Origin of the sequence: Mesorhizobium sp. WSM4935, from assembly GCF_029625735.1 — a bacterium.
Lineage (GTDB): Bacteria > Pseudomonadota > Alphaproteobacteria > Rhizobiales > Rhizobiaceae > Mesorhizobium.
This window is the reverse complement of record NZ_JARTVR010000004.1, coordinates 527,484-553,137: the sequence shown is the minus strand read 5'-3', so window position 1 is coordinate 553,137 and position 25,654 is coordinate 527,484. Positions and strand designations below refer to the sequence as shown.

The window sequence follows — 25,654 nt, the reverse complement described above, 5'->3', positions numbered from 1 at the left end:
AGGCCATGTCGGGCGACTAATCGGAACAGTTTAGCGCCCGAGCGGCAACTTGGAAACTGACAGCAGCTCAGTCTCGTCCCTGATCCCTGCCAAGTAATTTGCCAAAAGGCGAGATGCCAGGGCTTCGCGCCGCTCCAAGGATTGGCGTTCGTCCTTCAATTTGTCGAACACGCGACCGAGCAGCGCAACCTCTGAAGAACTAAAGATGCCCGCCTCTTTGGCTCTTTGGTAAATCGGCACGTGAGGTCCCTCCCTAAACCGGCTGATCCCTCAAAACGCCCATCAAATTGAGCGGCGCTATTGTTGGTTGTCAAGAAAAGAAAAGCCCGCCGGCGTGAGCCGACGGACAATCTTCCCTGAAACTGCCTGTGCGCCCCTTTCCCGGATGGTCCGCCCGACCGAGGAACCCGCACAAGGAACGTCATAGAGCCGGACGACTGTGACCGCTGTAGTGGATTCATAATTTCTATGTTGCGACGCGCCCTGGCCCCTCCTTTTCTCCGATCGAGGATTAAGCCAAGACCTGCGAAATCATAGCTGCATGAGTTCATCGATAACAATTACGCTCTATGGTGATCGACCGTAGGAATCGTTTGAAACGGGTCAGCCGGAAGGTGGGTGGCGATGCTGGTGAGTGAAGGCGATCGACGGACCCTCGGGATCGACATCCGCTTGGCATCCCTGCTGGCGGCGATAGCCGGATCCCTCAACGCCGCTGGTTTCCAGGCAACGGGCTTTTTCACCGCCAACATGACAGGCAACGTTTCATCGCTGTCCGACCACCTCGGGTTGGCACAATTTGGCACGGCGGCTTTCTTCGGCGCCTTGGTCGGCGCCTTCGTTACAGGGGCGTTCATCTCGGGCTTGCTGATCGAGGCCGGCCGCAAGCAAGGAGTCCGCGCTATCTACGCCTACAGCATCACTTTTGAGGCGGCGCTCCTCGTTGTTCTCGGGCTTGCCGATATTGCCCTGACCGGCCCGCAAAGCGGCTGGGCATTGGTTCTCGGACTGAGCTTCATCATGGGGCTCCAAAATGCGGCGACCACACTGATATCGAACGCCAGGGTGAGGACAACGCATGTATCAGGGATGGCAACCGACATCGGGCTCGGACTTGCAGCCCTGCTCAGTTCGTCGTCAAAAATCCCGAACGCAATGGAACGTCTGCGTCTCCACACCGGCACGATTTTTTGCTTCCTGTTTGGCGGCGTCGTAGGAGCGGTCCTGTACAATTTGATAGGTGGCTATTTGCTGTTCTGCTGCGCTGCGGTGCTATTGGCCGTCTCGCTTCCCGAGGGGCGACGCGCCAAAGCGTTGCCATAGGGCCCCCGATTGCCATTTCTTCGGGCTGGCGGTAAATGCGCGATTGGAGAAGGGGCACGTAGCTAGTGCGCCTAGTGCTGACGGCTCGCCGACTCTGAAATCCAGCATTGACGCGTGGCGCAGTTTCGCCTCACCCCTGAGAGTCTTCACCCGCGCCACGATGCCAGACCTCACCCATTCCACATCGTCCGTGACCGCAGCCGGCACGCCAGTCGGTTGCTTCGCCCTTGCCTCCTCCACGCGCCGCCATAACCGTTCTTTGATGGAACGGTTTGCCGTGATGACGGCACCGCCGGCGTATTTGCCGTCACGCGCCACAAGCGCGACAGCCGGTTTACCGGGGTCGCGCCTTATGCCCAACCACTCGAAGTCGGCGACATCCCAACATTTCGTCTTTACCTAGGCTTCGGTCTTCCCGCTGCGATAAGGGCTGTTCTTCCGCTTCGAGACCATGCCCTCGAGTCCATCTTGTCGGCGGCGGCGTAGAACTCGGCACCGCCACCCTCGACGCGATGGCTATATTGGATGATATCTGTAGCCGGCCTGACCAGCTCCCAGAGGATGTCCTTGCGCTGGACGGCCGGCAGCGACCGCAGCTCCCGGCCGTCCAGATGCAGGATGTCGAACGTGACGAACGCGAGCAGCTCGGTGTTCCATGCCATGCGGGAATGCATCTCATGGAAGTTGGGCCGACCGTCAGGATCCGGCGCGATCATCTCGCCGTCGATGATGAAGGATTTCGCCGGAAGCTTCTCGACCGCTCCGATGACGGGCCGGTAGCGCTTCGACCAGTGTGGCCGTTCCTTGAGAATGCGCGAGCACCAGCCCAATCGAGGATCAGCTGGGTGCGAAACCCGTCCTATTTGATCTCGTGAAACCGATCGTCGCTGATAGGCGGCTCGAGAACCTGAGCGGGTTCCATCGGGTTGATGAATTTCAACCGCTCTCTGGCGCCATGCATACACGTTGTACTCCGAACGCGATTCAAGCCGCACCTGGCCGATCGGTTCCAAGCCAAATTTGTTTGTAATAACCGTTATTCGCGGTCTACCCCGCCAAGCTTCCTTCGCGGTGCTCCATCGCTTCGAAGATCACTTCGTAGACGCTGTCGACCTCCTCGTTGATCTCCGCAGCCGGGATGCCTTCTCGCTCGTCGGCCAGGTCGCTCACCGCGACGGGATCATCAGTGATCGCGTTTGGGAGGTGCTCTGCCATCCATTTGTCGACGAAGTTGATGCCGCGTGTGCTCATTGAGCATGATCGCGCAGTCTCTACTATGTTCCCAAGCCAGCGGCTCGGGCCGGTTCGACTAAGGCTTGATCCGCAGCCTTTTCAAGTAGCCGCGACACATGCCACTCGTGAAGCTCTTGCATGCTTTCCAGAAGCGCAAGGAAATCGAGCGTCTGACTGATTGGCAATTCATCACGCTCCAGTTGAGCGATGCGCTGGCGCTGTTGCGCAAGGTGATGCCTGCCCAGCCGAACATGTCCTCGGACCATGCGGATATCGTCGGAAAGCGCCATTAGGGACAACGGCGGCGCGTTCAAGGCGTTCCGCGATCCGCCAAAGAGCGGGAACAAGGGCCAATGGTGGTGCTACTCCCATTCAGACGGAACCTACATGGCAGAAGACAAGAAGCGCTAAGTTCGGCGACCGCGATCTGCGGACCTCATTAAGAAGTACGGCAAAATAACCGCGAACGCTTGAGCATGATTGCGCGGCGGTGACACCTAGCAACAGGTCAAAAGAGTGTCACAGCGAAATGCCCGTGTTAGTACTGTCAGAGCCCTGGGCCAGCCGGGCCGCCAGACTAACAAGGTGTCGCACCGGCGCCGGTTTGGGCAGGTACGGCACTCCCTGGAAGATCGGGCCTGAAAAGCCGGATCGTAGCCAGAATGAACGGTGAAAGGAACGCCCAGTTCCTTTAGGCGAGCAGCAGCCCTTCCTTCCGGCCCATCCAACAGCTTGATATCGAGAATGGCAACGCTTGGCGTGTTGCGCTCCAGCGGCTGCGGTGTCACTGGCAGCACAGTTGACTTCGAACCCCGCTTCCTTCAGGTCCCCAGCAAGGTCGTTGGCGATCAGATACTCGTCTTCCAGAATGAGAGCCAACATAGCATCCACCTCATGCCTACTTCGATTTACTACCCCGCAATACAGCCGGTTCCCCATCCGTGAAGCTAGAAAGAGCCTGGCTGTGGGAGGGTCAGCCAGGCTCTTTGTCGGGGACCATCCACCCGACACGACGCGGTGAAGCGCTCGGGAAAGCGCGCGTCGCGCCCCCGAACATCGGCTTAGGCTCAATGTTCCGCTACGGAAGCGCCGCCCCTAGAATAGAACAGCCCACACGCACCTGGTGCCAATGGATAGAGGGCCTTTAAGCGAACTGAGGCCCGCGCCGCTGGTATAGCGGTCTGGGACGCCGTTGATGATCTCGTCTTGCGCTACTCCGGGCTCGACGTCGTCATGGCAGATGGGTCGACGGAGCGGATCGACGTGCTTTATCCCGCCATGGGATGCGAGGTCTGATCCGAGCTCGCGATGGACGTCGGCGCCGACTGCGATGACGACGGCTACATTACATTGGCTCGCACCCGCAAAGCTCGGTCGAGGGAGTTTACGCCATCGGCGACGTGGCCAAAGCTCTCAACCAGATGGCAGTGGGATTTGATCAGGCAGCTTTAGCTGCCGCTCACATCCCCAACGCTGTTGGCAGAGCAGGCTCGCGGCGGTCACTCGATGAAACCTTGGGGTAGTCGGTTGAAGCAATGGGCCTGGGAGTTGACTGGAGCTGTCAGCACTGAGGCGAAGATAAACGACCGAGCGTGCTATCCCGTTCAGGCCTTGAATTGCGACCAAGCTAAGCAGCCGCCGACGAACGGCGATGTGCTGACGACAAGGGCACCGTTCGCATGCAACCTGAATAGCCCTACCCATGAGACCGGCCCAAGGACCCACACAGATCCGTCGGAGCTGGTCCATTTTAAGCCCGTGCTGGCACCAAGAACCACTTGCATCATGGAGGCCGGACTCATCCCCCTTTGAAAGACCACTATCGTTTCGGAGTTTCGGGTGAAGCTCGGTCCGACCCCTGCCGCTAGCCCTGACAGTAAGACAATGCTCGTCAAGGCAGCGCTCGCGCTCCCACTCGCCGCCCCGCTCCGGCTCGGCAAGACCCAGGCGAGCAGCAAAGGTCCAAGACCAAAGACAACGACCCACCCGATGTCCCAGGCCAGCGGAGCATCGCTATTCATCTTGATCCGATGGAGCCCCAGCAGCCAGTGAAATACAGCGGCATCGACAACGTGCCACAGGCCAAACCCGACCAGCGACAGCCTCAGAATCTCACTTGTCGTGACGACGCGTGAGTTGGCTGCGCGTGCCGCTACCAGCAAAATGGTTGCCAATACTAGCAACAGGTACATCGCCAGATGGAACAGGCCGTCGCTCATGATCTGGAACCGCAAGTCGGCTTTGGGGGAAACGGCTGAAAGCAAGTGATGCCACTGCAAGATCTGGTGCAAAACGATGCCATCGAAAAATCCAGCCAGCGCGAAGCCGACCAGCAGCCATCCGCAAAGCGCCTTGCGATCCAGGCCACCAAGAGAACGGCCAACGCCCTCATGGAGCGACATCGGGTCCTCCCACATCGGTGCCGCCGATCGGCGCCTTCTCCGGCGGACCATGGAGGCCATGACGGGCCTCCAGCCAAAACACGACAATCAATCCCCCGGCGACCGCCGAAAGCACCAGTAGGGCTGCAAACATCTCCAGCATTTGCGTCGCTCCTGTCGCAACCGAACAGGCCGTTGGTTTGGTTGTTCCAGCGGCCGGAAAATTTACCGCCAATCGGCGGGGAACAATCCCCACATTGTCCGGTTCGGTGCGCCTGGCGCGTGCATAACTCGCTGCCAGTCATCCGGCTGAAAAGTGAGAGTTGCCGTGTCCCCCACCGAGACAAGTGCAGAACTGCAAGCTGGTATCCGCCACCCCACTGGAGCCGCGCGCTGGCTGTTCTCGACCAATCACAAAGACATCGGCACGATGTATCTGGTCTTTGCGATCATCGCGGGCATCGTCGGAATGGTTCTCTCGGTGGCGATGCGAATGGAGCTTCAGGAGCCCGGCATTCAGATTTTCCCGGGTCTGGCCGCATTCCTCTACGGCTATCAGGGCGATTCGGCGATCGATGGCGGCAAGCAGCTTTACAACGTGTTCACGACTGCCCATGCGCTGATCATGATCTTTTTCGCCGTGATGCCAGGGCTGATCGGGGGATTCGGAAATTGGATGATCCCGTTGATGATCGGCGCGCCCGATATGGCCTTCCCGCGGATGAACAACGTTTCGTTCTGGCTTCTCCCGCCGGCCTTCATGCTGCTCGTGCTTTCCATGTTCATGCCTAGCGTGCCTGGAGGCTACGGAGCTGGAACCGGCTGGTTCCTCTACCCGACCCTCTCGACATCCGGACACCCGGGGCCGGCAGTAGATCTTATCATCCTGGCCTTACACATCGCTGGCGCGTCTTCGATCCTAGGCGCCATCAATTTCATCACCACGATCTTCAATATGCGGGCTCCCGGCATGACGCTTCACAAGATGCCCCTGTTCGCCTGGTCGGTTTTGATTACCGGCTTCCTGCTGCTACTCGCCCTACCAGTGTTGGCCGGCGCGCTGACAATGCTGCTGACCGATCGCAATTTCGGCACCGCCTTCTTCGTGCCGGATCAGGGAGGGGATCTGATCCTCTACCAGCATCTCTTCTGGTTCTTCGGCCACCCGGAAGTCTACATCATGATCCTTCCGGCCTTCGGCATCGTCAGCCAGGTGATTTCGACGTTTTCCCGCAAGCCGATCTTTGGGTATTTGGGGATGGTTTATGCAATCGTCGCCATAGGAGCGATCGGCTTTGTCGTGTGGGCGCACCATATGTACACCAGCGGGATCGGTCTCGATACCCAGCGTTACTTTACCTTTGCCACGATGGTCATCGCCGTTCCGACGGGCATCAAGGTCTTCTCTTGGATCGCCACAATGTGGGGTGGATCAATACGCTTACAGACGCCGATGCTCTGGGCTCTGGGCTTCATCTTCCTTTTCACGATTGGTGGCGTCACAGGCGTCCAGCTGGCGAATGCGGGGCTCGATCGCGAGCTGCACGACACCTACTTCGTGATAGCCCATTTCCATTACATCCTATCACTGGGCGCGCTCTTCGGTATCTTCGCAGGGTGGTACTACTGGTTCCCCAAAATGACCGGATATATGTACAATTCCGTTCTTGCCGGCGTACATTTCTGGACAACTTTCATTGGCGTCAACCTGGTGTTCTTCCCGCATCACTTCCTCGGCCTGGCCGGTATGCCAAGGCGCTACATCGATTATCCCGACGCGTTTGCCGGATGGAACATGGTGTCTTCTTACGGCTCGTACATGTCCGGCGTGAGCGTCCTCTTCTTCCTCGCTTGCGTGATAGAAGCTTTTTACCGGAGACGCCAAGTTGGCAGCAATCCGTGGGGTTCAGGAGCCACAACGCTGGAATGGATGCTGCCCTCGCCCCCGCCCTTTCATCAGTGGGATCGCCTGCCGGTCATCAAGTAGGCTACCTGAGGCACCCGCTGGAGGTTCATCCAGCCCGTTGAGCGCCAACGTTGCCTTCCGAAGACATCTTTGCGCTTCAAGACGAGATCGCGCTGGCAGCGGTGGGCGCCATTGCGCCGAGGGTGCGGAAGGCCGAGATCCAACGCCTCAGGCGCAGGCGCCCTGACAGTCTCGATGCCTATCATCTCGTGCTGCAGGCCCAGCGTGATGTCGATTCCGGTATGCCGGAGCAAGGGACCAGGGCGCTGGTACTTCTTGAGCACGCGATCGCGCTCGAACCGGCCTATGCGCTCGCGCATGGCAATACTGCGATGTGCCATCATTGCCTGTTCCTTCGCACCGGCCTGAAGGAGATCAACCGCGCGTTTTCAATCCGTCGCGCCCGGGCGACCCTTGTTCATGGACAGGATGACGCGCTCGCCCTGACATGGGCGGGCTTTTCCCATCGGGATGGATGCGCATGATCGCGCCGATGACGGGTTGATCGCCAGGGCGGCTTCCAGTGCCTCGCTCGAACAGAGATTAACTTCTGATCGGAAGCAGCGCGATAGCTAACCCACCCTATGCTGCTTTCTGACCGCGGGCATTGAACGGATGCGCCAGCGTGAAAGCATCCGGTTGCAGCCCCCGCTCAACCTGTCTCCAGGTTACAGGACGGGCGATCGCGAAGCCGGGTCGTGCTCGGGGCGAAAACGCGCCGACCGCGGTGTTGCCCCGCCCGTTGCGAAGATAGTCCAGGAAGATGCGCCCTTTCCGCGCTACCGGATCGGCTGACAGCAGGTACCGGTCCGGATCGGCATCGACTAGGCGTTGAGCGAGAGACCTCGCCAATTGGCGCGCGCGGTCATGGGTCATCCTGGTGGTGAGCGGAGCCATCAGGTGGATGCCTTTGCCGCCGGTGACCTTCGGCCAACTCTCCAGGCCAGCCGCTTCCAATATGTCTCGCAAAGACAAGGCGGCTTCGATCACCTGGTCCCACGGAACGCCCTCTCCGGGATCGAGATCCAGGACAACCCGGTCGGCATGTTCTATATCGTCGACCTTGGCGTTCCACGGATGCAGTTCGACGGCATCCATAGCGACCAGGCCGAGCAGGCCGTCGAGGTCGTCGATCCAGACTCGGACACCCTCACCGCCCTCGCGCTTCTGGATGCGCAGCTGGTGCACCGCCGCAGGTATCGCAGGCAGTGGCCCCTTGTGATAGAAGGTGACTCCCGAGGCATGGCGGACCAGCTTGAGCGGTCGCCCGCCGAGGTGGACCAGAGCTTGATCGGCCACACGCCACCAGTATCGCACGAGGTCCTCCTTGGAAGGAGCGACCGCTTCGGGCAGAAACTGCAAAATGTTCTCGCGAGGGACTACGCTCTGGATTTCGGACCTGCGCTTGGAGGGCGACGGGGGCTTGGCCGGAATCGTCTGAAGGTCTTCGCGCAAGCCGTTGAACACGGCCTCGCGCAATATCCCCCTGTCGGTCACACCGCTGAACTGTATCTCGGCCAGCACAACGGGTTTCACCCAGGTGGCCTTGGGCTTTTGGATTGGCTCTGACAAGGGAGATTTGCTGACGATAAGCGGGTCGAGCCGCTCTCGAATGCGCCGCGCCGCTTCCAGTGTGTAGCCGCTTTGAGCTTTCCCGGCATAAAGCAGCCGATCGCCGTCCTGCTTGCCGATATAGAGCGAGGCTATACGGCGCGGTTGAGCGCCGAGCTTCTCGACAAACGCGACGATCGGAAAAGTGTCGCTCTTGATGCATTTCACCTTGAGCCAGCTCGTTTGGACACCCGAGCGATAGACAGCGTCCACCCGCTTCGAGACGATCCCCTCCAAGCCCATTCGGCAGGCGTGCTCGAACACGTTCTTGCCACTCATTTCAAGGTGCTCAGCGTAGGTCAATATCGGCGCGGTGTCCCTCAGCAGGTGCTGCAGCGCGCCCTTGCGATCAATCAGGGGCTGCTGCCGAAGGTCCTTCCCGTTGAGGTGCAACAGGTCGAAGCCAAAGAACATAAGCTTGGAGGAGTTCGGATTGCCCAACTCCCGCTCCAGAGCCTGAAAGTCAGGCAGACCGGTGGCGCCGAGAACGACAATTTCGCCATCGAGTATGGCGGATTTGACCGGCAGATTCGCGGCGGCCTGGACGATACGCCTATAACGGTGCGACCAGTCGTAGCCGCGCCGCGTGAATGCCTTAGCCTTCCCAGCCTCCACCACCAGCTGCGTTCGGTAGCCGTCATATTTGATTTCATGCACCCAGTCGCCGTCACCAGGCGGCTTGTCTGCCAAGGTTGGCGATTGGAACTCGATGAATGCGAGTTGGCCCTTCGCTCTATGCATGCACTCGTGTCTCCCGCAACGGGGACTCAAACCGTGCCGCAGCGATCGGTTCCGATCATTTTAGCAAAAATGAATATAAAATCGGCTGCGCCAGGTGCGGTCGGGACATCGGCTCCAGCGCAAGTTCAACGCACGCCGGTATCATTGCCACTGCGGAGGGCAATGACCGTGGCTTAGACCCTCTCCTCAAAGCCATCCAGCTTCTGCCAGTTAAAGATGATCCTAATGCCTGGTTCGTCCGGGGCATTGACGGCCCATCTGCAACGTGAGCGGACGAGTGGTGTACAATTGATGTCGAGTTGCGCGCCTCTACCCAACCGGCACGGGCCGGCCCCTACGAGACATTCAGGGACAAGCAGGACGGCTGCACCAAAGTGGTGATGCGCCCGCATGGCTGATCCCGGGCGTGTGGTTAACTGCTCGCGTCACAAACCGCGCGTTCGTTCACTCATCGAGGCACCGACAGGATTTCGAGTCGAACCGGTCCACCGCGATCGCAGCTTGTGCAGAATAGTGCTCGCTCTACAGAACTGAACAACGCGGCCTTGCCCACCAAAGACGGCATCACTTGGGATGGAACTGACCTGGTCGACCAAAACAAGCGCCCAATGGATCCTGATGTCTTTGCAACACAGGCTTCGGCAACATCCTCAATTATAACTTGGATGGGACGGTGACCAAGAACGTCGTCCGCTCAAGCTTCGTGATCTTGCCGGCGCAACGAATGGCAGATCGGCGTTCATCATTTTTTCCGAATTATTTTCTGGTCTCCGATGGCTAGTGACTCCGCTCTCGGTTACATAGCTGTCATTCGTGATTGAGCTCGGTAGGAATCTTCAGAGCGGCCCTTGGGAATGGCTGCGCTCTGGATCGGCCGTTCGGCCCACTTCAACGCCGGCTTGGCGCGCTTTCTCTCAAGTTGCAGTGATTCTGTCGCTGACCAAGATCCCATCTGCTCCTCGCGGCGTACGTAGCCGATCATGAATGGCTGAACTAGCCGGAAGCGTTCCTGTGGCGTGAAAGAGGTGATCTCCGGTGTGTCCGAAGCTCCCGGGTTGCCGCTACTTAATGATGCCAATCTTCTTGCGATCGATGGTAACGAAGACAGCGCAAACCAGAACAATTCCTTTGACGATATTCTGAAGGTATGGGTCCACGCCGATCATGTTCATGCCGTTCGATAGCAGAGTGATGATCAAAACGCCTAGTATGGTACCGACAACACTGCCCACACCTCCCGTCAAAGGCGTTCCGCCAACCACGACAGCTGCAATGACGTCCAGTTCCAGCCCCTCGCCGAGCTGCGCCGTGGCTGCCATGGCGCGAGCGCCCTGAAGCAACCCTGCGATGCCGCATAATGCCCCGAGGAGCACGTACATGGAGATCTTGACGCGATCGACTTGGATGCCCGTTAAAATGGCCACACGCTCGCCGCCGCCGATGGCGCGAACCTCACGGCCAAACACTGTCCTGTTGATGATGCCATAAGCAACCAGAGTGAGCACCAAGCCAATGATAACGGAATGAGGAATGCCCAAAGTTCGATTGGTGTAGGTGTCCAGAAACTGCTCGTCCTCGATCGACACAGGAGCGCCGCGAGTGAAAAGAAGCACGATGCCGCGATACACCACCATCGCCCCCATGGTGGCTATGAAGGACGGGACCTTGCCCTTGGCAAGCAACATGCCATTGATCCAGCCGGCGGCCGCGCCAACGGCAATGGGCGGAATGATTGCCGCAGCACCGAGACGATCTGCGGTCAGCGCCGTCAACAACGCCGCGAGCGATCGATGGAACCGGCCATAATGACGAAGGTCATGCCCAGCGCCGCGACCAGCAGCACCGTGCCCTGTTGAAGCACGATGAGAAGGTTGCCGAAGGTCAGGAAGCGTGGTGACAATATCGAGAAAATCACAATCAGCAGAACGAGCATGGCTAGCGGAAAGCTGCGCTTGAGGAGTTCAAGCCTGCCTGCGTTCCTGATCGGTCCGCCACTTGCGTTCAGCGTCTCCGTCGTGCTGGCTGTCTCGTTCGTTTCCATGGTCAGGCCATATGTCCAATGATGTCGTGTTCGGTGGCATCGGCTGCCGTCTCGATGCGATGCGTGACATATCCCTGTCGAAGCACCAGCAGACGGTCTGACATGCCGATCAATTCAGGCATGTCTTCCGAGGACAGGATTATGGCGAGGCCCTGCGCCGCCTTCTGCCTTATGATGCGGTAGATTTCCGCGCGGGCGCCGATATCGACGCCGCGCGTGGGGTTGTTGAGCAGGAGCAGGCGGGGCTGGATGGCCAGGCATTTGCCGATCACCACCTTTTGCAGATTGCCTCCGGAGAGTGAACGACAGGACGCATCGACGCTTTGCGCCTTGATGCCGATCTGGGCGATGAGATCGCCCGCGATGGCGGCGGCAGCGGCGCGATCGAAGACCGGCCCATGATGCGGCGGGCGGGCCATCACCAGATTGTCGAGTACGCTGAACTCGGCAATCAGCCCTTCATTGTTACGGTCGCCCGGCAGGTGGGCGACGCCCTGTCGCCAGGCGAAAGTCGGGCTCGACGGCGCGTATGAACCGCCTACGAGCTTCATAGAGCCATGGCGCAAAGGCAAGTCGCCGCAAATGGCCGCAAACAGCGCTTCGGCGCCGGCGCCTTTCAATCCGGCAAGGCCGAGGATTTCGCCAGCGCGAACATCCAGGCTGATGTTGTTGAGTTCGCGCCCGACAGCAACGTCGCTGATTTCGAGAACGACGGGATCCCGCGCCGTCCTGCCTGGGTCTTTCGCCGGCCGCGGCGGATAGATGCTTTTCGCAAGCTCGCGCCCCACCATGCGGTGATGAATTTCACGCGGCGCAATCTCGCTCGTGCGAAACGTTCCGACAAATTGCCCATCTTTGAGAATCGTCAATTCGTCGGCGACGGCAAGCACCTCGTCGAGGTGATGGGAAACGAAGGCTATCGTCATCCCCTGCCCCCTGAGTTCGCTGATGACGCGAAGGACGGCCTGAACCTCTCGATGATCCAGATAAGCGGTGGACTCATCGAGAAGGAGAATCTTCGGACTTGTAGAGAGCGCTCGAGCGATCTCGATGCATTTCAGCTCACCAAGATTGAGCCGACCCGTATCGGATGAGACCGATATCTGCGCGCCGATCCGCTCGAGGATCGCCTGCGCTGCCGATTCCATGCGTCTGCGGTCGATAAAACCGAGGCGGCCGGCAAACATCCGCAGGCGGTCGATGAAGATGTTCTCCGCAACGGACAATGAGCGATTGATCGTGATTTCCTGGTAGACGAGCGACACGCCAAGGGTCGCCGCCCCGATGACACTTGGAGGGGCGTATCTTGCGCCATTCAACGTCATTTCGCCGGCATCAGGCCGTTCGGCACCGGCAAGCATGCGCAGGGTCGTCGATTTGCCGGCTCCGTTTTCGCCCACGATCGCGTGAACCGTACCCGGCCGCAGCTCAATCGAGACGCCATGCACAGCACGTGTCTGGCCGTAGCTCTTATGCAAATTGCTCGCGGTAAGCGTCATGAACCGAACGCGTCCAATACCAGGGTGAGGCCTGCCCGCAACCGTAAGGCGGCAGGCAGGGCCGAATGTGCGTTCAGTTGCTGTATTGCATCTCGAAAACGGCTGGCTTGGCATCCTTGTTGTAGAAGCGGGAGTGCTGCCGGAAATCATAGGTGGGCACACCGCCTGGAAAATCCTTTTCAAACTGCGCGACCCGATCCTTGGTCAGCGGCAGCAGCTTGAGCTTGACGTTGTCGGCGGCGGGCGGCACGGGAATGCCCTTGATCTGGTCGAAGAGAGTTACAAGCGCGAAGCCGCCCTGAAGCCAGTGACCGCCGATGTCGAAAAGCAGATCGCCGGATTTCACCGCTTCGACATTCTCAGGGTTTAGATCCATTCCGACGACCATGACGTCCTTCCCGGGTACTTTCCCATGGTTCTTGAGAGCCGCCATCACACCGGTCGCGGTCCCCCCATTCGCCGCCCAGACGCCCGTGATGTCAGGATTGCCCTGGAAGAGTGATTCAAAAGCGGTCTGCGATGTATCACGGACGAAATTGCCGTCGACTTCACCGGCGACGCGGACGTCGGGCGCTTCCTTGAGAGCGTCTTCCAGTCCTTTGCGGCGATCGATGGCGACCGAGGTGCCTGCGGTGCCGTTGACCACGCCGATTACTTTCTTGCCGTCCGGCCCAGGCTTGATCGCGGCGAACAGCGCCTTGGCCATTTGGTATCCGGCATCTTCATCGCTCGGCCCGATGAAGGCGATGTAATTGGGGAAACGCTCGGTTTGAGGCGAAAAGTCCGGGTAGCTGTCCGTCAGTATGACCGGAATATCGGCTTCCTTCGCCAGCGTGAGCCCTCGGGCGGCAGTGGCCCAATAGGGAGTGAAGATGATCCCGTCGACCTTTTGGGCCACCAGATCCTCAAGTGACTTGACCATCTGGTCGGGCTTGTTGTCGGCGTTGAGCACGACCAGGTGCACGCCGAGCTCATCCGCTCCCTTCTTCATGAAGGCGACATAGCTGTTCCAGAATTGCGCGTCCAAGGTCGGCACCACTACGCCGACCGTTGGGCCGTCGGCCGCGACGGCCGCCGTTGACAGGAAGGCCGCGGCAGCGACGCCGATAACGGCTGATTTCAGCCTCGACAACAAAAACATGGTTCCTCCAACCGGTTCGCAATGCAGCCCACAAGGCTCTTTGCATTGCTGGTTCATCTCGATTTTGACCAGAACTGCCCGTTTCCGATCCTTCTGGTGGCGACAGTTGACGAAGTTTGATTAACATACACGGTCAAAATCAGTCAAAATAATTCTATAGCAACCAAAAATGGTAGCCATTCGGCTATCATGGTGACAAATCATTGGGCTCGCTTGGGGGATTCGTGATATTCGCGATCCCAGGCGCGCTGTGATTCATGCGGAGATGCGAACGTGGCAAGGAACGTCCGAAAATCGTCGGTGGCGGACATGGCGCCTGCAGTGCCCGCCGGGCCATGGGAAGACGACGGCGGCCGCGGTCGGGTCGATCTCATTCCCGCCAAGCGTCACGCCTTCATCCTCGAATGCCTTAAACGGGAAGGAGCGGTCGGCGTTCAGGAACTCATCGATCTCATCGGCGCATCGCCTTCGACGATCCGGCGCGACCTCGAGACGCTTGAAAGGCAAGGTGCGTTGGAGCGGACGCATGGCGGGGCGATGCTTCAACGCACGGAGTTGGCTACCTTCGAGCCGGATCTCGCCACCGCGGCGCAATTCGCCAGGGCTGAGAAGGCCGCCATAGGCGCTGCTATGATGTCGGAGCTTCGAGCCGGCCAGAGCGTCATTTTTGACGCAAGCACGACAGTTCTAGAGGTCGCGCGCGCGATCGCTGCGGCCCCTATTCCGCTTACGGCCGTCACCAACAGCCTTGCGATCGCGCAGATCCTTGCAACGGTGCCGGAAGTACGTTTGGTGATGCCTGGGGGCACCTGCAAGCCTGGTTCGCTGACGCTGATCGGCCAGCCTGGCGAGAATTTTCTGAGGACCATTCACGCGGATGTGGCCATTCTGGGCACCCACGCCATCACCGGAGACATGCTCACGGAGACTTCGCTCGAGGTTGCGGCAATGAAGCAGGCGATGATTGCGGCGGCGCGCCGTGTCGTCGTCCTTGCCGACCATTCCAAGTTCACCGCCCCTAATTTCTGCACCATCTGCCGTCTGGCCGATATCCACCAGATCATTACGGATGATGGCATCGACCAGGCTCACCTCACCAATCTTCGGACGCTCGATGTGGACGTCAGGGTCGTGCGCCTCAGCCGTTCGGGTGCTTGAATTGCGCGCTCTTGAGGCTGCCGATATCCGGGTCGTCGCTGATGACTTGACCGGCGCCCTCGACAGTGCGGTTTCCTTTGCGTCGCGAGGGAACGGCATTGGGGTAAGCTGGCGATTGGACCGCGCTTTTGCCGGGCGCATGGCGATCGATGCCGCCACCCGGGAAGGCTCATTGGCGACGGCCGTCGAGCGACACCGGACGCTTGCGCCATGGCTCGCCGGGGGACAACTGAGTTTCAAGAAGATCGACAGCCTTTTGCGTGGCCACGTGATCGCCGAAATCGAGGCCTGCATTGTCGAGGGGGCCTACCAGCATGTAGTTCTGGCACCGGCGTTCCCGTTTCAGGGGCGTGCCACGCGGCTTGGACGCCAATGGCGCCTCGATCGATCCGAAGTGGTGGGTCCCGATCTTGTCGCCGGCCTGGGTCGGCGCTTCCCGGCCGGTCGATCGACACCAGGGCCGCGCCCGGTGGATTTCATCACGCTCTACGACGCCGAAACGGATGCCGACCTGGACAGGGTAGTCGCAGCGGTGCCGAAGGGATCGACATTGTGGGTCGGCACAGGCGGCCTGGCGGCGGCCCTAGCACGACATATGAACGCGCCGCCTAAGCCAGCCCCTGCGTTTTCCGCTCCATTCGTGGCCCTTGTGGGAACAAACCATGAGGTGACCGCGAACCAGGTAGCCCTCTTTTCCTCCACGCATGCGGGCGGGCATATCGTCGTCGACGGCGACATCGAAGGTGCAAAAACGCATTTGACGAAACGGATGACGCGCGGGGAGCCATCGGTTGTCAGTGTCGCCGCATCGGGCGATCGCCACGTCGTGGCGGATCATATCGGCAAGGTGTTTGCCTCGCTCCTCGAGGGTTTGCCGAAGCCGGGCACCTTGCTCGTCACCGGGGGTGAAACCCTGCGGTCGGTCTGCGACAGCCTCCGCGCGATCGAACTTACGGTCGAATGCGAGATTGAGCCGGGGCTTCCGGTTTCCAGAATCACAGGTGGCGTTTTCGATGGGCTAGTCGCCATTTCGAAATCCGGCGCATTCGGCGACCATGCCCTGCTCTGCAGGCTCGCGGCTCTAGCGTGCCGGTGATCAAGACGGATCACCGCCAGGGGTCGTCAGGTTCGTCCAAGCCGGTCAAATAGCGTCAAACAATGTATCAGAGTTGGGCCAAGCCCTCACCTGCGCCCTCGAAGCAGGCAGGCCGACGATAGGATTTTCGCCATGCCTATGATTACGGATGACGAAAAAAGAAAACTATTGCGCATTTGATCCTGGAGGGATTAGAAGATGATCACAATTGACCGATTAGGGGCATGCATGTCTGGTCCAAGACTCGGCATAACGATGGGCGATCCCGCGGGCATCGGCCCCGAGATCATTGCGAAGGCATGCGCACGGCTGAGGCCGCGGCTTGCCGACGGGTCGTTATCGCTTCTCATCGTCGGCAGCGTTGCCGCGATGCGCGCAATGGAGTCGATTTCGGGACGCATCGAGGAGGAAGAGCCGTCGGCTTCGGCCGCAGGCCCTTTTCCGCCCGTGGCCATTCTTGAGGCGGGACCGGAGCGGACCCCCATCGAACCAGGCGTCATGTCGGCCGAAGGCGGACGCCTTGCCTATCTGGCCATCGAAAAGGCCGTTCGCCTGGCTCAGGCCGGTTCGATTGCGGGTATCGTTACCGCCCCGCTCAACAAGGAAGCGCTCAACCTGGCCGGCTATCACTATGCCGGCCATACCGACATGCTGGCGGAACTGACGGGCGCCCGCGATTCCGTGATGATGCTTGCCCATGGCGATTTCCGAGTCAGCCATGTCTCGACCCATGTCGCCCTCGCACAGGTTCCGTCGAAACTGACCGAAGCTCGGTTGCGGCGAGTTATCGAGCTGACGGCCGATGCGCTGCGCGGCCTCGGCATTGCCCATCCCCGCATTGCAATTGCCGCGCTCAATCCACACGCCGGAGAAGGCGGGATTTTCGGCCGTGAAGACATCGACATCACGACACCTGTCGTCGCCTCCTACGCGTCCGCCGACTTTAGCGTGTATGGACCCGTTCCGGGCGATACGGTCTTCGTCAAGCTGCGCGCCCGTCAATACGACGCGGTGGTCGCGATGTATCACGATCAGGGCCATGTCCCGGTCAAGCTGCTCGGCTTCGACGTCGATCCCGCGACCGGCGAGTGGAAAGCGCTCTCCGGCGTCAATGTCACGCTCGGCCTTCCGATCATCCGCACCTCCGTCGACCACGGCACGGCTTTCGACATCGCCGGCAAGGGCATCGCCAACGAGGACAGTCTGGTCGAGGCGATCGAATTCGCGGTGCAAATGGCCGCGGCGAAATCCAACCCTTAGGCGTCAGCACGCCTGTAACGCACGCGGAAGCGGATTGAACGATGGCAGTAGAAGACAAGAAATCCTATCTCATGTTGATCGACGGGACGTTAGTCACCGGCGAAGCTGGCACGCGCCCGGTGATCAATCCGGCGAACGGCAAGGCCTTTGTCGATGTGCCTGAGGCCAGCCCGGATCAGGCTCGCCGGGCGATAGAGGCCGCGCGCAAGGCGCAAAAGGCCTGGGGGCTCAAGTCACCCCTTGCCCGCGCGGCGATCATGAAGCGGATCGCGGCCTTGGTCCGCCAGAACGCCCGGCACCTAGCCGAGGTGGTGGTGAGGGAACAAGGCAAGCCGATCAACGAGGCTATCGGTGAAGTCGGCGGCACGGCCGAGTTCTTCGACTATTACGCCGAATTCGCCCGTCGCATTCAAGGTGAGATCCTGCCATCCGACTATGCGGGAGAGCAGGTCTGGATCCAGCGCGTGCCTGTCGGCGTCGTCGCCGCCATCATTCCGTGGAATTACCCGAGCGCGCTTGTCAGCCGAAAGGTGGCGCCCGCCATGATCGCCGGCGACACCATCGTCCTCAAGCCGCACGAGGATACGCCGCTTTCGGCACTCGAAATGGCCCGCATCTTTGTTGAAGCCGGCGTGCCGGCGGGCGTGGTCAACATCATAACGGGGCGAGGCGAAACCATAGGCGAGGTGCTCTGCACGGAGCCCGGCGTCGATCTCATCACGATGACGGGAAGCGTGCCGACCGGCAAGCGCATCATGGCCAACGCATCAGCCAATCTGACGCCGGTTTCGCTGGAGCTTGGCGGCAAGGCGCCTTTCATCGTGCTTGCCGATGCCGATCTCGATCTGGCGGTGCGTTCGGCGGCTACCTCGCGTTACATGAATTGCGGACAGGTCTGCATCTGCAACGAACGCACGCTCGTTCATCGATCGGTTTACGATCAATTCGTCACCCGCTTTGTCGAGTTTTCCAAATCGCTCGTCGTCGGCGATCCGATGCAGGCGAACACCGATATCGGCCCCAAGGTCAGCCGTGAGGAGCTGGAGAAGGTCGAGGGGGTGCTTGCGGAGGCGGTCGCGGGCGGCGCAAGGCTCGCCCTCGCCGGCGGGCGCCCGGCAAACGCGCCGATAGACGGCGGCTACTGGCTCAATCCGACGGTGTTGACCGACGTGACGCCCGATATGCCGATCATGACGCGCGAAATCTTTGGCCCGGTCGTGCCGATCATGCCCTTCGATACGTTCGAGGAAGCGGTCAGCATCACCAATGCCAGTCGTTATGGCCTGTCCGCCTATCTGTTCACCAATGATCTTGGCCGCGTCATGAACGCCGTCAACGAGGTCTCGTTCGGCGAGATCTACGTGAACCGGATTGGGCCGGAAATGCTGCAGGGCTTCCATGTCGGCTTCCGCGAAAGCGGGCTGGGCGGTGACGACGGCGTGCATGGGCTCGAGAGCTACATGCGCAAGAAGACGGTCTACGTGAATTATTCGGGTGCCGCCACGGCGGCATTGATGCCTTACGGGCGCTGAGCAGCGCCCGACCAATACCATTAAGGTCGCCATCCGGCCGATACGGCCGTTTCATATGATCGGGAGGAGTGAAATGAACTATCGTGGATTAATGGCGGCCGCCTTGGCCGTAGCACTTTCGGGAATGGCTGCATCCTCGGCGAACGCCGATGACACCATCCCGCCCGAGGCAAAGGCGTTGCTCGAGCCGCTGCCCCTGTCGCCCAGGGGCCAGCCCGTCCCGGGCTTCCCGGATGGCCCGCCGGCAGTGTCGCCGGACGTGCTCAAGTTTTCGGCCGACGATATTGCCAAGCTCAAGGCCGGAAAGTTCACCGCAGGACTGGTGATGCATACGATGGATGCTGGCTGGCCCCAGCTGCAGGTCGCCGGCATCACCAACACGCTCAAGGACTTTGGCATCGACGTCGTCGGAACCACCGATGCCAAGTTCCAGCCTGGCCAGCAAATCAGCGATCTCGAGCAGATGATTGCCCGTAAGCCGGATGTGATCTTCTCGATCCCGATCGATCCGAAGTCCGAATCCGAAGCCTACAAGAAAGCGGCGGCGGCCGGCATCAAGCTGGTGTTCATGGACAACGTTCCGGTCGATATGGCGCCGGGCAAGGACTATGTGTCCGTTGTCGCCTCCGACAATGAGAAGAACGCCTATTTCGCCGCGCAAGAACTTGTGAGCGGGATCGGCGGCAAAGGCGAGGTCGGCGTTATTACGCTGGTCTATGACTATTATTACTCGGTCGCCGCCCGCAAAGTCGGCGCACTAAAGGCCTTCGCCGAGCATCCCGACATCAAGGTCGCGGATGTCGGCACCTTCACAGCGCCCGAGAAGGCCTACGAGGTTGCCACCGCGATGCTGACGGCGCACCCCGACATGAAGGGCATTTTCGTTGCGTGGGATACTCCCGCCCAGCAAGTCGTGGCCGCGGCCAAGACGCTCGGCCGCGAAATCGTCGTCACAACCAATGACATCGCCGCGGACAGCGCCTTGAACGTGGCCCGGGGTGAATTTCTGGCGGTAGGCGCGCAGCGCCCCTACGACCAGGGCGTCGCCGAAGCCAAGGCGGCCGCGCTCGCTTTGCTCGGGCATGACGTCCCGCCCTACATTTCGGTGCCGACATTGCGCGTCAAGAAGCTCGATCTTCTCAGTGCCCTCAAGGAGGTCACGAAGGAAGATGCGCCGGCGTCGGTGGTAAAGATCTGCAACGGCGAGTGCTTCTAGCACCTTGCTGCGTCGGCGGGCCACTGCATCCGCCGGCGCATCCCAGAGCAATCGAGAAACCATCATGGCCGAAACGAAAACGCCAGCACCCCAGCACGCGATCGTAACGATGCAAGGCATCGGCAAGTCGTTTGGCGCGAACCGCGTGCTGTCGGACATTTCGTTCGATGTCATGGCCGGCGAGACGCATGCGCTGCTCGGCGAAAACGGCGCCGGCAAGTCGACGCTCATGAAGATCCTCATGGGAGCCTATCGAACGGATGAGGGCCGGATTCTGTTCGACGGACAGGACGTCACCGCCTTGTCGCTGCGGGACAGGATCGATCGCGGTATCGCAATGATCTTCCAGGAACTGAGCGTTTTGCCGAACCGCTCGGTTGCCGAGAACCTCTTTATCCTTCGCGAGCCCCTCGCCTTCGGCCGGCGTGTCGACAGCAGGAAGATGCTTCGCGAAGCTCGGACCTTGATCGAGCGGTATGCATTCGCACTCGACGCTTCGGCGCGCGTGAGCGACCTGGCATTCGCTCAGCGCCAGATGGTCGAGATCCTCAAGGCGATCTCGCGGGGCGCCAAGCTGCTCGTGATGGATGAGCCGACGTCGTCACTGACCATCCATGAGGAGGAAACGCTTTTTCGCACCATCGGCCAGCTCAAGCAGAACGGGATCGGTATCGTCTACATCAGCCATCGCATGGCCGATGTGCTGAGGCTTTCGGACCGCATCTCGATCATCAAGGATGGGCGGCTGGTCGGCCCTCTGGACCCCCGCAAGACGTCCATCGACGATATTGCCGCGATGATGTCGCGGCCAAAGGGCCAAGTGCCCTTGCCGGCTGCCGCGGCGCCCGCGACGCACCATTCGGTAATGGCCGCTGGAACCCCCGCCCTCGAGGTCGACAATCTTGCAACGTCACGAAAGCTGTCCGGCGTATCGCTCTCGATCGACCCAGGTGAGATCGTTGGCCTTGCCGGACTTGTCGGCAGCGGTCGCTCGACCTTGGGTAAGGCCTTGTTCGGAGTGCTTCCCGATGTATCGGGTGACATAGCAGTTGCGGGAGAGCCCCTCCGGCCGGGTAGTGTCAGCGGAGCGATCGCTGCCGGGATCGCGCTTGTTCCGGAAGACCGACGGCTCGAAGGTCTCATAGGCGGGCGCTCGATAGAGGAGAACCTGTCGCTCCCCCGCCTTTCCGATTTCTCGCTGGCGGGTCCGCTCGGGCCGATGGCGACGGCCCGGATCACGGCTCTGTTCAGACAATACCGGGACGATCTCAACATCCTGTGCCGCGGACCTTCGCAGAAGGCCCAGGAGCTTTCGGGCGGCAATCAGCAGAAGATCGTCTTCGGCAAATGGCTGGCGATGAAGCCGAAGCTGTTGATCCTCGACGAACCGACCTCGGGCGTCGACATCAACGCCAAGCGCGATATGCGTGAACTTGTGCGTCGTACGGCCGGCGAAGGCGTTGCCGTGCTGCTCATTTCGTCGGAGCTCGAAGAACTCCTGGATCTGTCCGACCGCATCCTTGTGATGGCGGAAGGGCGGATCACGCGCAGCATCGGCCGCATGCACGACGAGACAAGACTTCGCGCATTGCTGCAGGCTGAAGCCGCCAGACAGACCGACATACGCGCTCAGGGAGTTGCAGCATGAAATCGTCCTCGATGCCGTTGCGCGCTAGTGCCGTGAATTTCCTGCGCGACCACATCACCTACGTGATCTTCCTCGCCATCACTCTCTATTTCGTCCTGTTTGCTCCCCACTTCGCCTCTGTCTCGACGGCAGGCGCGGTCCTGCGCATCACAGCCATCGTCTCGGCAATGGCGATCGGCATGACGTTTGTGATCATCTGCGGTGAAATCGACCTCTCGGTCGGATCCCTCGCGAGCTTCTCAGGGATGATCGCCGCGCTGATGCTTGATCAGAATGTCCCGACCTACGTCGCGGCACTTCTAGTGCTGGGCGCCGGCGCCGCAATCGGCGCGACCTCGGGCATCCTCGTTACGAAATTGCGCATCCCATCGTTTCTCGTGACGCTCGGCATGCTCTCGATCTTTTCCGGATTGGCACTGACGATCACCGGCACGCGGCCCGTCTCGATCGTCGACGATGATTTTTCGAACCTGTTCTGGAACGGCAGTTTTCTGGGCGTCCAGGCACCAATCTGGTGGACCGTCGTCCTCACCGCAGGCGGCTACTATCTTCTGCATCAGATGCCCTATGGCAGGCGTGTCTATGCAACCGGCGGGAATGCCGTAGCCGCCCGCTTTTCCGGGGTGCGCACGGACGGCGTCAAGATCTTCGCCTTTGTCCTGTCCGGCATGACCGCCTCCCTCGCGGGCATGATGCTCGCGGCCCGTTCGACGGCGGGCAATCCCAGCCTTGGAGCGGGGCTCGAGCTCGACGTCATCGCGGCCGTGATCATAGGCGGGACAAGTCTCTTTGGCGGCTATGGATCGATCGTCGGTTCCGTCGTCGGCGCGATCTTCATTGGAATTCTCGGCTTTGGCCTTCTCGTGCTCGGTCTTTCCACCAGCATCCAGGAGGTGATCAAGGGAGCAATCATCATCATCGCCGTCTCGTTGAATCGGCGTTGAGGGGGCCGGAACAAGGCGCCGGCCCTATGCGCATTCAGGAACTCGGTCTCCGCGGCGACGGCTGCAGGAAGGTCCAATTCGAAATCCGGCGATGGTCGCCGAAAGACGGGAGGAAGTGAAATGAAAAGACGTATTCCGTTTGTGATGATGGGCGCCCTTGCAGCATCCAGCGCAATGTTTGCAAGCGCCTGGGCGCAGGACACCTACAAGCCCGACTGCTATGCTCCTGCGCCAGACAGTGCTTCGGTGATCTCCTATCCGAAGAAGTCGGCGCCATATAAAATTGCCCTGGTAAACGGCTATGTAGGCAACGACTGGCGTGCCAATTCGATCCAGACCGCCAAGGCCTGGGGGGCGCGTCCCGAGAACAAGTCCAAACTATCCGACTTGAAGATCATTTCGGTTGGAAACGATTCCACGGCTCAGATCTCGGCGATCGATAACTTCATTGCGGCCGGCTACGACGCCGTGATCATCAATGCCGTCAATCCGACCGCCTTCGACGCCGTGGTCAGGCGCGCCAAGCAAGCCGGCGTGGTGCTGGTGACCTATGACAACGTGCTCGATTCCAACCAGGTCGTTCAGATCAACGAAGACCAGGTCGAGCTGGGCCGGATCAAGGCGCAGGCCGTCGTGGATGGCATCAAGGCCAAGAAGGGCAATGTTTCGGGTCAGGTTCTGGAAATCGATGGCGTCCCCGGCAACAGCGTTGACCGCGACAATCAGGCGGGCTTTAACCAAGTCTTCTCCAAGTACCCCGATCTAAAGACGGTCAAGGTCGAGGGCGACTGGGACGTAGGTAAGGCGTCGAAGGTGACGTCCGACGCCATCGCCACCAACGGCAATTTTGACGGCATCGTTGTCCAGGAGGGCTCCGTCGGCGCGCTTGAGGCTATGGCCGCAGCAAAGCATCCCGTCATCCCGGTCGGCTTCGATGCCGGCAACGGCACGCGGATGCTGGTCGCCAAGGGCAAATATCCGGGCATCACCGCTGCCCAGGCGCCGGCGCTGGCCGCGATGGCGCTGGAGGCCTCGGTCGTGCTGCTGGAGGGCAACGCGTTGCCGCAGAAGGTGTTCTTGCCAATCCCCCAGAAGAACAACGCGGATCTGGCGGAAGGCAAGGATTTCTTCCCCGACCTGCCGAAGACCTTCTACACTGCCACCGGCTTTCCGCAGTGCTTCCCTGTGTTCACGCCGAATGAGCTGCAGGGCCAGACCGCCGATAATGCCAACTGAGCCGTGACACGAACCTGGCCGGCGGTTGCGCCGGCCAGGTCGGCGGCAACGGAGCGCGCATGGCCGATCGCTATGTCGAACTGAAATCGGTGTCGAAATCCTATGGCGGCGTCCCGGCGCTGACCAAGGTGGATTTCCGCTGCGAACCGGGACGCGTGCACGCCATTCTCGGCGAGAACGGCGCGGGCAAATCGACGCTGATGAAATTGCTGGCTGGCGTCATCCAGCCGGACAGCGGAACGATCTCCATCGGCGGGCAGACGGTGCGCTTCTCTTCCCCGCGCGACGCGGCCAAACAGGGCACTGTCTGCATGTTCCAGGAACTGTCGCTGATGCCGCATCTTTCGGTTGGCGACAATATCGCGCTTGCAGCCCCGCGCACCCGGATGGGACTGGTGGAGCGCGGCGTCTATCAGGAGGCGCGCGAGGCGCTGGACCTGGTTGGTGCCAGGTCGATCCCGCTCGGCGCTCGCGTTTCTGGCCTTTCCCTGTCGGAGCGACAGCTGGTGGAAATCGCGAAGGCCGTGTTCCGCAAGCCCAAGCTTCTTATCCTTGACGAGGCGACCTCGGCGCTGACCAGCGAACTCGTCGAGACGGTGTTCGGTGTCCTCAGGATGCTGAAGGCGCAGGGTGTCGCGATCCTTTTCATCTCGCATCGCATGCATGAGGTCGACGCCATCGCCGACCGCATATCCGTCTTCCGCAACGGCAGACATATCGAGACCTTCGACGTCGGCGCGCGCACGACGGATCAGATCGTCGGCCTCATGATCGGCCGCTCGCTGGAAGAGCTCTTTCCGCCGCGCCGCCCGCCTGTGCCCGACACGACGCCGGCAGTTCTGGACGTGTCCGACGTCAGCTGGCAAAGCCAGCTCGTCAATGTATCGCTTGCCGCGCGCGCCGGCGAAATCGTTGGGCTCGGCGGTTTGGACGCGCAGGGCCAGCAGCAGATCATGCATGCTGTCTTCGGCGTGTTGCGGGGCGTGACGGGCCGCATCGAACTCAACGGCAAGCGACTGAATGGCCTGAAGCCGCCGAGGCTGAAACAATCCGACATCGGTCTGGCGCTTGTGCCCGAGGACCGCAAGACAGAGGGGCTGATCCCCAGCATGTCGGTTGCGCAAAACATGCGCCTGGCGGCTCTTGGACGGGCGCCGTTCGGCTTGCTCGACCTGAACGGCAACAGCGATGCGCGACTGCGGCAACTGATCGAACGCCTGGCCCTGACCTATGGTTCGCTCGAGGATCCCGTTGCAACGCTGTCGGGCGGCAACCAGCAGAAGGTGGTGCTGGCCAAATGGCTGGTGCTGTCGCCCAAATGCCTGCTGCTGATGGACCCGACGCGCGGCATTGACCTCGGGACCAAGGCCCAGATCTACAGGCTGCTCACCGATCTGGCGGCCGAAGGAATGGCGGTGATCCTGCAGTCGACCGACTATGAGGAACTCATCCATTTGTGCGACCGGGTCTACGTCTTCTACCGGGGGAGTGTGGCAAAGGAACTGAAGGGCGATCAACTGTCCGCCGACGCGCTCATCGCCGCCTCAATGAATGTGCACCTTCACGCTGGGGCTCGAGCATGACGACCAGGCTTCGCCAAAATGCAAGGGAAGCGATTGCCGCGCTCG

Annotated in this window: 24 protein-coding genes; 13 read left to right on the top strand and 11 right to left on the bottom strand. The window is 60.5% G+C overall.

Annotated elements, in window-relative coordinates:
* Window positions 1-30 precede the first annotated feature (30 nt).
* Window positions 31-240, bottom strand: coding sequence for a hypothetical protein (locus P9273_RS14335; protein ID WP_278049481.1), 210 nt, complete (start codon window positions 238-240; stop codon window positions 31-33).
* A gap of 384 nt (window positions 241-624) precedes the next feature.
* Between P9273_RS14335 and P9273_RS14330 the strand changes: the two genes are divergently transcribed.
* Window positions 625-1,323: a YoaK family protein gene (locus tag P9273_RS14330; RefSeq protein ID WP_278049534.1), complete on the top strand. Its 699-nt coding sequence runs from the start codon at window positions 625-627 to the stop codon at window positions 1,321-1,323.
* Between the two features lie 395 nt (window positions 1,324-1,718).
* Here P9273_RS14330 and P9273_RS14325 read toward each other — a convergent pair whose 3' ends face one another.
* Window positions 1,719-2,336: an ATP-dependent DNA ligase gene (locus tag P9273_RS14325; protein ID WP_278049480.1), complete on the bottom strand. Its 618-nt coding sequence runs from the start codon at window positions 2,334-2,336 to the stop codon at window positions 1,719-1,721.
* 34 nt (window positions 2,337-2,370) lie between these two features.
* Window positions 2,371-2,574, bottom strand: coding sequence for a hypothetical protein (locus tag P9273_RS14320; protein ID WP_278049479.1), 204 nt, complete (start codon window positions 2,572-2,574; stop codon window positions 2,371-2,373).
* Window positions 2,575-2,672: 98 nt separating this feature from the next.
* On the opposite strand from P9273_RS14320, the gene P9273_RS14315 reads away from it, so the two are divergent.
* Window positions 2,673-2,849, top strand: a complete 177-nt coding sequence (locus tag P9273_RS14315) for a hypothetical protein (RefSeq protein WP_278049478.1) — start codon at window positions 2,673-2,675, stop codon at window positions 2,847-2,849.
* 226 nt (window positions 2,850-3,075) lie between these two features.
* Here the strand turns inward: P9273_RS14315 and P9273_RS14310 are convergent, their stop codons facing one another.
* From P9273_RS14310 to P9273_RS14300, 3 genes are all read right to left on the bottom strand, one after another.
* Entirely contained in the window at window positions 3,076-3,438 is a 363-nt protein-coding gene (locus tag P9273_RS14310) for a hypothetical protein (protein ID WP_278049477.1), read from the bottom strand.
* A gap of 722 nt (window positions 3,439-4,160) precedes the next feature.
* Entirely contained in the window at window positions 4,161-4,958 is a 798-nt protein-coding gene (locus tag P9273_RS14305; RefSeq protein ID WP_278049476.1) for a DUF2243 domain-containing protein, read from the bottom strand.
* A complete protein-coding gene (locus tag P9273_RS14300) occupies window positions 4,945-5,100 on the bottom strand; it encodes a hypothetical protein (RefSeq protein ID WP_278049475.1) in 156 nt (51 codons plus the stop codon). Before P9273_RS14300 ends, P9273_RS14305 begins: the two co-directional genes overlap by 14 nt.
* Window positions 5,101-5,265: 165 nt before the next feature.
* On the opposite strand from P9273_RS14300, the gene ctaD reads away from it, so the two are divergent.
* Entirely contained in the window at window positions 5,266-6,924 is a 1,659-nt protein-coding gene (ctaD, locus tag P9273_RS14295; RefSeq protein WP_442920213.1) for a cytochrome c oxidase subunit I, read from the top strand.
* A 50-nt stretch (window positions 6,925-6,974) separates the two neighbouring features.
* A complete protein-coding gene (locus P9273_RS14290; RefSeq protein ID WP_336619391.1) occupies window positions 6,975-7,388 on the top strand; it encodes a hypothetical protein in 414 nt (137 codons plus the stop codon).
* 97 nt (window positions 7,389-7,485) lie between these two features.
* On the opposite strand, the gene ligD is transcribed toward P9273_RS14290, so the two are convergent.
* From ligD to P9273_RS14265, 5 genes are all read right to left on the bottom strand, one after another.
* Window positions 7,486-9,255, bottom strand: a complete 1,770-nt coding sequence (gene ligD / locus P9273_RS14285) for a DNA ligase D (RefSeq protein WP_278049474.1) — start codon at window positions 9,253-9,255, stop codon at window positions 7,486-7,488.
* Between the two features lie 1,061 nt (window positions 9,256-10,316).
* Entirely contained in the window at window positions 10,317-11,027 is a 711-nt protein-coding gene (locus P9273_RS14280) for an ABC transporter permease (protein ID WP_278049473.1), read from the bottom strand.
* A complete protein-coding gene (locus P9273_RS14275) occupies window positions 11,024-11,296 on the bottom strand; it encodes a hypothetical protein (RefSeq protein ID WP_278049472.1) in 273 nt (90 codons plus the stop codon). Before P9273_RS14275 ends, P9273_RS14280 begins: the two co-directional genes overlap by 4 nt.
* A gap of 2 nt (window positions 11,297-11,298) precedes the next feature.
* Window positions 11,299-12,795 carry a sugar ABC transporter ATP-binding protein gene (locus tag P9273_RS14270; protein WP_040996592.1) on the bottom strand — a complete coding sequence of 499 codons (1,497 nt, stop codon included), beginning with the start codon at window positions 12,793-12,795 and terminating at the stop codon, window positions 11,299-11,301.
* Window positions 12,796-12,868: 73 nt separating this feature from the next.
* On the bottom strand, window positions 12,869-13,993 hold the full coding sequence (locus P9273_RS14265; protein ID WP_082045091.1) for an ABC transporter substrate-binding protein: 1,125 nt from the start codon (window positions 13,991-13,993) through the stop codon (window positions 12,869-12,871).
* A 216-nt stretch (window positions 13,994-14,209) separates the two neighbouring features.
* Here P9273_RS14265 and P9273_RS14260 point away from each other — a divergent pair, with 216 nt between their 5' ends.
* The 9 genes from P9273_RS14260 to P9273_RS14220 all read left to right on the top strand — a co-directional run bounded on the left by P9273_RS14260 (window position 14,210) and on the right by P9273_RS14220 (window position 25,609).
* Window positions 14,210-15,094, top strand: a complete 885-nt coding sequence (locus P9273_RS14260; protein WP_336619390.1) for a DeoR/GlpR family DNA-binding transcription regulator — start codon at window positions 14,210-14,212, stop codon at window positions 15,092-15,094.
* A 1-nt stretch (window position 15,095) separates the two neighbouring features.
* Window positions 15,096-16,190, top strand: coding sequence for a four-carbon acid sugar kinase family protein (locus P9273_RS14255; RefSeq protein ID WP_040996594.1), 1,095 nt, complete (start codon window positions 15,096-15,098; stop codon window positions 16,188-16,190).
* Between the two features lie 228 nt (window positions 16,191-16,418).
* Window positions 16,419-17,450 (top strand): 4-hydroxythreonine-4-phosphate dehydrogenase PdxA, encoded by a 1,032-nt coding sequence (gene pdxA / locus P9273_RS14250; RefSeq protein WP_278049471.1) that lies wholly within the window; start codon window positions 16,419-16,421, stop codon window positions 17,448-17,450.
* Window positions 17,451-17,491: 41 nt separating this feature from the next.
* A complete protein-coding gene (aldA, locus tag P9273_RS14245; protein WP_082045094.1) occupies window positions 17,492-18,982 on the top strand; it encodes an aldehyde dehydrogenase in 1,491 nt (496 codons plus the stop codon).
* 178 nt (window positions 18,983-19,160) lie between these two features.
* Window positions 19,161-20,198 (top strand): substrate-binding domain-containing protein, encoded by a 1,038-nt coding sequence (locus P9273_RS14240; protein WP_278049470.1) that lies wholly within the window; start codon window positions 19,161-19,163, stop codon window positions 20,196-20,198.
* Window positions 20,199-20,262: 64 nt separating this feature from the next.
* Entirely contained in the window at window positions 20,263-21,846 is a 1,584-nt protein-coding gene (locus tag P9273_RS14235) for a sugar ABC transporter ATP-binding protein (protein ID WP_278049469.1), read from the top strand.
* The gene (locus tag P9273_RS14230) at window positions 21,843-22,790 is read left to right on the top strand and encodes an ABC transporter permease (RefSeq protein ID WP_040996599.1); all 948 of its coding nucleotides are present in this window, start codon (window positions 21,843-21,845) and stop codon (window positions 22,788-22,790) included. Before P9273_RS14235 ends, P9273_RS14230 begins: the two co-directional genes overlap by 4 nt.
* A 120-nt stretch (window positions 22,791-22,910) precedes the next feature.
* Window positions 22,911-24,026, top strand: coding sequence for a sugar ABC transporter substrate-binding protein (locus P9273_RS14225; RefSeq protein ID WP_040996602.1), 1,116 nt, complete (start codon window positions 22,911-22,913; stop codon window positions 24,024-24,026).
* A 59-nt stretch (window positions 24,027-24,085) separates the two neighbouring features.
* Window positions 24,086-25,609, top strand: a complete 1,524-nt coding sequence (locus tag P9273_RS14220; protein WP_278049468.1) for a sugar ABC transporter ATP-binding protein — start codon at window positions 24,086-24,088, stop codon at window positions 25,607-25,609.
* Window positions 25,610-25,654: the final 45 nt, after the last annotated feature.